Origin of the sequence: Candidatus Contendobacter odensis Run_B_J11 (assembly GCF_000531125.1) — a bacterium.
Taxonomy (GTDB): Bacteria; Pseudomonadota; Gammaproteobacteria; order Competibacterales; family Competibacteraceae; genus Contendibacter; species Contendibacter odensensis.
In genome coordinates this window covers 1-6,762 of record NZ_CBTK010000091.1, presented here as the reverse complement: position 1 = coordinate 6,762, position 6,762 = coordinate 1, and the positions used below count along the sequence as shown (strand labels likewise).

The window sequence follows — 6,762 nt, the reverse complement described above, 5'->3', positions numbered from 1 at the left end:
GGGGGACGGGTTGAATCCGCGCTCGAGAATCGCCGCCAGACGCAGAGTTTCCGCCGCGCTCAGCGTCAAGCGGTCGCCGACCGGTTGCCCCCGCTCGGCCTGCAAGCGTTCCAGTGCCGGATGGCGGAGTTGCTCAACCTCCTCATCGCGACGCGCCTCAATGGCCCGCCCTTGCGCGGCCTGTCGCACGACCCAGCCGGCGATGGCCGTGACCTCGCGCAGTAACTCAGCTTTCTGGTTCGGATCGAGCGCCAGTTGCTCACGCAGCAGGTTCAGCTCGGCATCGAGTACCGTAGTAGTGATCGCTTGAAAACGTGACATGGATGATCTCCTATGAGTAAAGTATTACTCATCTTTGGTGTTTTGCAAACCGTTGCTGGAATTTTCGGGAAAAAAGGTGATTCGCGTATCATCCGGCATAGCCTGACCCCATTTGCGACCTGCCCGAACCCGCTCAAGGACTGTTCAACTCGCCATGTTCCGCCAAAAACCACTACCTTCGCCAGCCCCTGATCTGGCCCCATCCACCGATTGGGCGCATGGTTTTCACTATCTGGCGCCCCAGACGGCTTTGCTCTTCGGCAGCGATCGGCGCGAACCCAAAGCCTGGCGGCCCGGTGTTTCGCTGGCCCGGCGCGGCGCCTTCACCTTATTGCTACCCGCTACCCGCCGGCCCAATCCGGAATTTTTCCATCTCAAACCTGATGACTGGTTTCCCCGACGGCCACCGCCAAAACTCCCAACCGACGGCTATCTGTCCCACCAATACGAGGCGGTTTTTCATGACCGGTTGATTGAACTGGGGGTGCTGCGCCACGACCTGCGGATAGACATTGCCGCCTGGTTGCAACGGCGGCGGGGAGGCGATAATGACTGACGGCAAGGAAGAAGATGCGCGGTTGCAAGACCTCTGGCGGCGGCGCGACGATCTCAACGAGCGGGAATGGGAAGATCTGCATCAGTGGGTGTATCGCATCCTGACGGCTTATCCCTTTAAGGAACTGAGCGGTTTGAACCTGTCACTGGACGACTGCATTCACGACTTTTTCACGCACAAGGTGCTTTTGCCGACGTTTCGCGAAGGCTATGTCGTGGATACGCCGATTCATGGCGGGGCGCTGCGCTGCTATTTCCAACGCTTTCTGCTCGACCTGCATCGGGCCGCCCAGAGGGGAGGTTATGTCTCTATCGAGGATGCCGAGCCGCAAGTCGCTGAAGTGGCCTTTCGGCAGTTTCTCGACGCACAGGAACCGGAAGCCGCCGAATCCCTCAACGCGGCCACTCTCAATCGGATCGCCGGTGCCGCCCGCGAATTTCTGGAAAGTCAGGAACCGTGGGTTGGCCTGTATTTGCGCCATTGCCTGTGCGCGAACTCGCCGATTCCGTTGATGCGCTTCAAGGATTATCTGCCATCCTATCACTACAAGGCCCAGCAACTGGGTCTGGCTCCACCGGCCAATAGCGACTATCGCCGTACCCTGCTGGGCCGCTGGCTGCGCTCGCTGAACCTGCCGACCCTTTTCGATGACCGGGATGTAGCACAAGCCGCGTTGAAAATCCTCTGTCAGCAGGCGTTGTTATGGGTAAAGGATGACTTGCCGTTCACCGACGCGACGGATTCCGCGAACTTAAAAAGGATTGAGCCATGAATACCCTCTGGCCCCCGTTAGCCCTGCTGGAAACCGAACTGTTCAGCCCCTCCGATGCCCTGATTGAACGCTGGCGGAGCGGAGTGAAACTGCCTGCTGATATGCAACGCGCCCTGGACGCCGATCCAGAATCTCACGCCCGCCGTAGCGCGCTGGAAACCGCCTTATCCACCGATCCGGCCATTGCGGAGGCTGCGCCGATTCCGCCCGTGCCGCCCGATCTGCGGGCGCTGATTCGTCAGCGGGTTGCATCTCGACAGGCGACGTTCTCCCGCCTCCCGACCCCCGGCCAAATCGTGCGAATAGATGAAGTCCGTGGCCCAAATGGCCTGCTGCACTGGGATTTGCCGCGTCCGCTGACGGTTTTGCTGGTCGAGTCGACCGCAACCCGGCAGGTCTGGTACGGCTGGCTGGTGATGGCGGAAAGCGATTACGCCGGGTATTGGGATTTGCTGCTGGGATCGGAAGACGAACCCTGCGATCCCCTGGCACGGATGGTGCAGTTGTGGAATCCGGTCCACGTTTATCTGCCCTCAGTCAGCCGGGTACTGGCCCAACTGACGCCGAACCGGTTGGTGGCGGTGCGGGCGCTGGCGGTGGACTGCGCCACGGCTTCAGAACCCGATCCCGCGCCGGCACAACCGGGCCGGATCGTGCGCCGGCAAGTCGCCGGTCACTGGCTTCATACCGGCACTCCTTTGGGCGGTCCCGACGATCCGCGCCATGCTTATCAGCGGCTCTGTCACGCCTACGCCGCTGCGGTGCGCGAACCGGCCCGGCTGGCTCACGCCCAACCGACTCTCGCCGAACGGCTGCTGAGTTTGCTACGCAAGGCGAGTGAAGCGTGCAGCCTGGCCCTGACCACTGCGCCCGCACCGGTCATGGGTGAGGCAACCACTGAAATCTACCGACTTGGCGACTGGCTGGAACTGGAGCTGCATGAAAGCCCGGATGAAGTCGGCATCCTTACCCTGCGGATTCGCAACCTGCAAGCCACCCCTTGCCGGGTTCAGATCGTGCGTCAGGGTGAAGTGCGCCGCGAATCAGTTCTGGAACCGCACCAAGACGCCCGGATTCTGGTCGAGGCCGCGCCGAGTACTGAATTGGTGCTACTGGACGAAAACGGCGAGCGGTTGCGTTGGCCGCTGGCGGAGTAACCCCCTGTGGATGAAACCGAAATCTGGCTATGGCCGGAGGGGCGGCATGGCGAACATCTGCGGGGTTGGACCCCGGACGAGACCCGTCGCTTTCCCGAACTGATCGGGATCGAACCTGCGATCCGTGATCCTCACGCCCTCATCACCGGCCCATGCGCCGTCCCGCTGGAAACCGGGTTGCCGTCGCCCTTCGCCGACTGGCTGGTGGCACGACTGCGCCAGACTTCCCCGTTGCGCCTGCGTCTGAGCGCCACGCTGCCGAAAGCTTGGCAATGTTTCCCCTACGAATGGCTGACGCTGGATGGCGCTCCGCTGCATGATCGGCTGCGGGTCTGGCGCAACGTCCCGCGCACGGCAGAATTGCCCACACCGGTACACCCCGCACCAGTGGCGTTGCTGAATCTCTGGCCGGACACCGAGCAGATCCAGCCCCCCGCTGGCCTCGATCTTTCCCCGGTCGATGTCCATCGTTACGACGGTCCCCGGGAAGTCGAAGCGTTGCTGGGTGGGCAGGATTCCCGTGTCTTCAGCGCCCTGTGCCTGATCGTTCACGGCAGCGAACAAGCCGATGCCCTGCCGTTTCGTCTGCCGGATCAGATACTGTGGGCATTGCCACCGATACCGTTACCGCCGCTGGCGATCCTGCTGGCGTGCGGCGATAGCAACGGCAACCTGTTGGACTACGCCGCCACCTTGTTGCAACGCGGCGCAGTGGCGGTGCTGGCGGCGCTCGGCCAACTGGACGCCCGTGATGCAAGGGCGCTGCTGCCCCGACTGTTGCAGGGCTGGTTGACTGGGGAGCAGATCGGCGATGCGCTGGACACCGCGCAAACGGCGACGACTTGGCTAGGGAAGAGCCGGTTGTGTCTGCTGGGCGCGGGCGAGTTGCGGATGAGCGAAGCGCCGACTCTCGCCGAACGGCTCATGGATGGGTTGGCTGAACGCGCCCGCGCTGGCGATGACGCGGCCTTGTGCGAACTGCTGCCCCGACTGACGCTGCAAACTTTCATGGACAACGGCGAATTGAGCCAAGCGACGCAACGCTTACGCGATCATCTCACCGTGTCCGAACTGGGTGCGTCGGAGGCCAACCGGCTATGGCTGCATCGCCTCGATCCCCACGCTGACGCCCTGCCGATCTTGACCCGACTCTGGGTTGCGCCACTGCTGACTCATCTGGCCGAGCAGCACGGCCATGAATTTCTGAATGGCTGCCGACAACGCCTGGAGAATTTGGCAAAAGCACATCCCGAAGCTCTCGGCCTGTATTCCGACTGGGCCAAAGCTGAATATCGCCGGGGCCATTATGCCCGTGCAGTGGCTGCTACCGTGGAGGGGTTGCGCTGCGCTGCAATAATGGATGAACCCGTGATTCGGTTGCTGGGGTCGCTGGTTAATCTTCTGCTCGATCTCAATTTGCCGGAACCAGCTCAAACCCTGTTCGACCTTCGGGATCGCTGGCTGGATTCGGATTCATTCACTGGTGACTTCGCCGCCCAGGAACGCTTCAAGGGGCTGGATTATCAGGGACGACGGGCGTTGCGACAGGGCAGTTATGAGGCAGCGCTGCTCTGTTTCTGCCGCAAACGCCATCAAGCTCCTGAACATGACGAAAATGGTCAGCGGGAATTGGCCTGGCTGCTGTACGCCGCTGCCTTAGTCGGGCCAACAAACGGTGATTCCCACGATATTAACTATGCCAAAGAATGCCAGGCGATCCTGGCGGATCGTCCCGAACCGGGATCGGGCAACGATAGTGTGCTGTATTTGCTGCGGGCGCTGGCCGCTTGGGCTTGGCGGCGACGGGATGCTGCTGCCTGGGAAGCGTTGGCGCCCTGGCTACCAGAACTGAAAAAACGCTTGGAGAGTCGGCAGGATACCGGGCCGGTTGGTTTCACCCTGAGCTATCTGCATCTGTACCAACGGGAATCGGGCGAGACCTTGGCGCTGCCAGACTGGGGGGCGATCTGCGTTGCTTTACAGGACGACCGCTACTTCTTTGAACTGGCGGTGTTCAGCCGCCTGCTGGAACGGCCCAGGGCAGAAATCGAACGTTGGCTTAAACGCTATCAGCAGGAACGCCGTGTTGTGATGGCTAAACTGGCGCTGGAAAATCTACCAAACTGGCTGCACTCCAAACTTCCAGAAACAGGGCCGGAAGACCTCAGCGATCAGGAATCTCGGGAACGCGAACTTTTGTTGGGCGTTGACAAACCAGACTGGAACACCTTGATCGCCGCCCATCTGCTGCCGTGGTAATACCCTTTCTCTATCGATTTCTGTATCTGCCGTTCATGCACGGCGATGTGCTGGCTGATGCCGGGATTCGCGACGGTGATCTGTTAGTGATGGATCGGGCATTACCGGCTACTGACGGGAGCATGGTGCGGGCGATGGTGGAGGGCGAGTTTTTGCTGGCCCGTGTGGGCTGCAACTCCAGCGGGCAGCGAGTGCTCTGCGCGACGGCCTCGGACGACGATAACCACCAGCTGAATGAGGTCGTGGCCATCGGCGTGGCGCGTTGGGCCATTCACCGGCTGTGGCCGATGCGGCATGGGTTTGACTGAACCGAACTTCTAACGCAACCCTGAGAGGAGAAGACGATGAACGAAAACCTAATGAAACACGGCGCGTTCGGCTGGAATGAACTGATGACGACGGACGTAGCCGCCGCCCGGTCGTTTTATGGGGCGTTGTTCGGCTGGGAAACCGAAGATTATCCGAGCGAAGGAATGAACTATGTGATGGTCAAGGTCGGCGGCGAAGCGGTCGGCGGGATGATGACCCTGCCGCCCGAATGCGCCGGGATGCCACCCGCCTGGGGCGTCTACGTCACCGTGGAGGATGTGGACGCCACCGCTCGCCAGGTGGAAGCGCTGGGCGGGAAACTGTTGCGCCCGCCCGAAGATATTCCCGATATTGGCCGGTTCTGTGTGCTGCAAGACCCGCAAGGGGCGACGCTGTGCGCGATCACCTATCGGAAACCCTAAGCCGCCCCCGAGTAGACCGGCGACGGACCCCAGCCCGCCGCGAGGATTCGCGGCGGGGCCGGCGCTGGAGCTGATCTTCGGAATCCGCTGATCCTTCAACCGATTGAAAATCAATAAAAGAGATTGAGTCCGCGACCGGCAGTCAGCTTGGCACGCGACTTGCTTTGTTCTGAGTAGAGTCCACCCACTGCCGAGGAAAATCCGCCATGTCCACTCTTTCGCTCCGTCTTGGCCGTGATCCGTCGCGGCGGCCCACCGGGCCGCTGCCGAGCTTGACCCGTCGAGCGTTGCATCAGCAGAACCGGCGGTTCCGAGGGACCGGCGGGGTCAGCGCAGAAAACCAGGCTTACGGGTTTGCGCCCGCTTTTCTGGATACCCAAACCGAGGTGATCCATCGGGCGTGCTTCGCCGATGGGCGACCGGCACCGATGCATCTGCTGGAAGGCTTGCCGCCGGCGCTGGTCGTCGCGCGCGATGCGGCGGGTCGCGTGATCGCGATTCAAGCGACCGTCCTGGCGGGCTTCGTGCGCGGCGACCGGTTCTATACCCGCGAACAAGCCGCCGCTTTCGTCCGGCATTGAGATTTCACCCTCCATCACCGAAATCTGGCGCATTGGCCTCGCCTTGCGGCGGCGCCGGCCACGGCGGGTCGCCCACTGAAGCCCTGGCGTTCCTACCGCGAGCGGTATCTCATTGACTCCGCTGTACCGGCCCAAAGCAGGCGACCTCAGCGACCTGCTGATCAAACTCGGCTTCCTCGGCCTGAGCTTGTTCCAGAGTCAACCCGAACAGCGCGGCGAACACCTCCCAGATGAGTAAAGGCTGGCCCTGGTCGTCGCAAGCGTCCGGTGATGGAATCCGGCCTTCTTGCCCGGCGCGGTCGGTGATTTCGCGAATCGGTTCGAGAGTGAGGGCATCAAGATTCATGGGCACGTTCTCATGGGGGGTTATGACCCATCGGTTTAT

Annotated in this window: 10 protein-coding genes; 8 read left to right on the top strand and 2 right to left on the bottom strand. The window is 61.7% G+C overall.

Annotated features, from left to right (window positions below):
• On the bottom strand, positions 1-321 hold a 321-nt coding region (locus tag BN874_RS07500), incomplete at its 3' end, for a hypothetical protein (RefSeq protein WP_034431853.1).
• Positions 322-333: 12 nt separating this feature from the next.
• Between BN874_RS07500 and BN874_RS25025 the strand changes: the two genes are divergently transcribed.
• The 8 genes from BN874_RS25025 to BN874_RS07455 all read left to right on the top strand — a co-directional run bounded on the left by BN874_RS25025 (position 334) and on the right by BN874_RS07455 (position 6,377).
• Positions 334-513, top strand: coding sequence for a hypothetical protein (locus tag BN874_RS25025; RefSeq protein WP_195912130.1), 180 nt, complete (start codon positions 334-336; stop codon positions 511-513).
• Complete coding sequence (locus tag BN874_RS07495; protein ID WP_034431852.1) at positions 476-877, top strand: hypothetical protein; 402 nt, start codon at positions 476-478, stop codon at positions 875-877. The genes BN874_RS25025 and BN874_RS07495 overlap by 38 nt, the downstream gene beginning before the upstream one ends.
• Entirely contained in the window at positions 870-1,649 is a 780-nt protein-coding gene (locus BN874_RS07490) for a hypothetical protein (RefSeq protein WP_034431850.1), read from the top strand. The genes BN874_RS07495 and BN874_RS07490 overlap by 8 nt, the downstream gene beginning before the upstream one ends.
• Positions 1,646-2,806 carry a hypothetical protein gene (locus tag BN874_RS22355; RefSeq protein WP_051497557.1) on the top strand — a complete coding sequence of 387 codons (1,161 nt, stop codon included), beginning with the start codon at positions 1,646-1,648 and terminating at the stop codon, positions 2,804-2,806. Before BN874_RS07490 ends, BN874_RS22355 begins: the two co-directional genes overlap by 4 nt.
• Positions 2,807-2,812: 6 nt before the next feature.
• Complete coding sequence (locus BN874_RS22350; RefSeq protein ID WP_051497556.1) at positions 2,813-5,065, top strand: hypothetical protein; 2,253 nt, start codon at positions 2,813-2,815, stop codon at positions 5,063-5,065.
• The gene (locus BN874_RS22345; RefSeq protein ID WP_051497555.1) at positions 5,059-5,373 is read left to right on the top strand and encodes a S24 family peptidase; all 315 of its coding nucleotides are present in this window, start codon (positions 5,059-5,061) and stop codon (positions 5,371-5,373) included. Before BN874_RS22350 ends, BN874_RS22345 begins: the two co-directional genes overlap by 7 nt.
• 36 nt (positions 5,374-5,409) lie before the next feature.
• A complete protein-coding gene (locus BN874_RS07460) occupies positions 5,410-5,796 on the top strand; it encodes a VOC family protein (protein ID WP_034431844.1) in 387 nt (128 codons plus the stop codon).
• 206 nt (positions 5,797-6,002) lie between these two features.
• The gene (locus BN874_RS07455) at positions 6,003-6,377 is read left to right on the top strand and encodes a hypothetical protein (protein WP_230314361.1); all 375 of its coding nucleotides are present in this window, start codon (positions 6,003-6,005) and stop codon (positions 6,375-6,377) included.
• A 109-nt stretch (positions 6,378-6,486) separates the two neighbouring features.
• Here BN874_RS07455 and BN874_RS07450 read toward each other — a convergent pair whose 3' ends face one another.
• Positions 6,487-6,723 (bottom strand): hypothetical protein, encoded by a 237-nt coding sequence (locus BN874_RS07450; RefSeq protein WP_034431843.1) that lies wholly within the window; start codon positions 6,721-6,723, stop codon positions 6,487-6,489.
• Between the last annotated feature and the right edge of the window lie 39 nt (positions 6,724-6,762).

Coding starts and splice junctions, on each gene's coding strand:
- BN874_RS22355 (WP_051497557.1), top strand. CDS start 1,646: ATGAATACCCTCTGGCCCCCGTTAGCCCTGCTGGAAACCGAACTGTTC.
- BN874_RS07495 (WP_034431852.1), top strand. CDS start 476: ATGTTCCGCCAAAAACCACTACCTTCGCCAGCCCCTGATCTGGCCCCA.
- BN874_RS07450 (WP_034431843.1), bottom strand. CDS start 6,723: ATGAATCTTGATGCCCTCACTCTCGAACCGATTCGCGAAATCACCGAC.
- BN874_RS07455 (WP_230314361.1), top strand. CDS start 6,003: ATGTCCACTCTTTCGCTCCGTCTTGGCCGTGATCCGTCGCGGCGGCCC.
- BN874_RS25025 (WP_195912130.1), top strand. CDS start 334: ATGAGTAAAGTATTACTCATCTTTGGTGTTTTGCAAACCGTTGCTGGA.
- BN874_RS07460 (WP_034431844.1), top strand. CDS start 5,410: ATGAACGAAAACCTAATGAAACACGGCGCGTTCGGCTGGAATGAACTG.
- BN874_RS07490 (WP_034431850.1), top strand. CDS start 870: ATGACTGACGGCAAGGAAGAAGATGCGCGGTTGCAAGACCTCTGGCGG.